Origin of the sequence: Stenotrophomonas sp. TWI587 (genome assembly GCF_039674145.1) — a bacterium.
GTDB lineage: Bacteria > Pseudomonadota > Gammaproteobacteria > Xanthomonadales > Xanthomonadaceae > Stenotrophomonas > Stenotrophomonas maltophilia_AY.
In genome coordinates this window covers 1-970 of the sequence record NZ_JBDJMW010000025.1, presented here as the reverse complement: position 1 = coordinate 970, position 970 = coordinate 1, and the positions used below count along the sequence as shown (strand labels likewise).

1 protein-coding gene is annotated in these 970 nt (G+C 63.7%); it reads left to right on the top strand.

Features of this window, described 5'->3' with window-relative positions; all coding sequences use genetic code 11:
- On the top strand, window positions 1-969 hold a 969-nt coding region (gene tuf / locus ABE464_RS19045; RefSeq protein WP_346473199.1), incomplete at its 5' end, for an elongation factor Tu.
- Between the last annotated feature and the right edge of the window lies 1 nt (window position 970).

Here is a 970-nt window from a genome sequence, read left to right as displayed (position 1 = left end):
CGTCATTACGCCCACGTCGATTGCCCGGGCCATGCTGACTACGTCAAGAACATGATCACCGGTGCTGCCCAGATGGACGGCGCGATCCTGGTCTGTTCGGCTGCTGACGGCCCGATGCCGCAGACCCGCGAGCACATCCTGCTGTCGCGTCAGGTCGGCGTGCCGTACATCGTCGTCTTCCTGAACAAGGCAGACATGGTCGATGACGCCGAGCTGCTGGAACTGGTCGAGATGGAAGTCCGCGAGCTGCTGAGCAAGTACGACTTCCCGGGCGACGACACCCCGATCATCGCGGGCTCGGCCCGTCTGGCGCTGGAAGGCGACCAGAGCGACATCGGCGTGCCGGCCGTGATCAAGCTGGTCGAGGCTCTCGACAGCTGGATCCCGACCCCGGAACGTGACATCGACAAGCCCTTCCTGATGCCGGTCGAAGACGTGTTCTCGATCTCGGGCCGCGGCACCGTCGTGACCGGTCGTATCGAGCGCGGCGTGATCAAGGTCGGCGAAGAAATCGAAATCGTCGGTATCCGTCCGGTCCAGAAGACCACCGTCACCGGCGTGGAAATGTTCCGCAAGCTGCTCGACCAGGGTCAGGCAGGCGACAACGCCGGTCTGCTGCTGCGCGGCACCAAGCGTGACGACGTCGAGCGTGGCCAGGTCCTGGCCAAGCCGGGCTCGATCAAGCCGCACACCACCTTCGACGCCGAAGTGTACGTGCTGTCCAAGGACGAAGGTGGCCGTCACACCCCGTTCTTCAAGGGCTACCGTCCGCAGTTCTACTTCCGTACCACCGACATCACCGGCGCTTGCGAACTGCCGGAAGGTGTGGAAATGGTGATGCCGGGCGACAACGTGAAGATGGTTGTCACCCTGATCAACCCGGTCGCCATGGATGAAGGCCTGCGCTTCGCGATCCGCGAAGGCGGCCGTACCGTCGGCGCCGGCGTGGTCTCCAAGATCATCGCGTAAT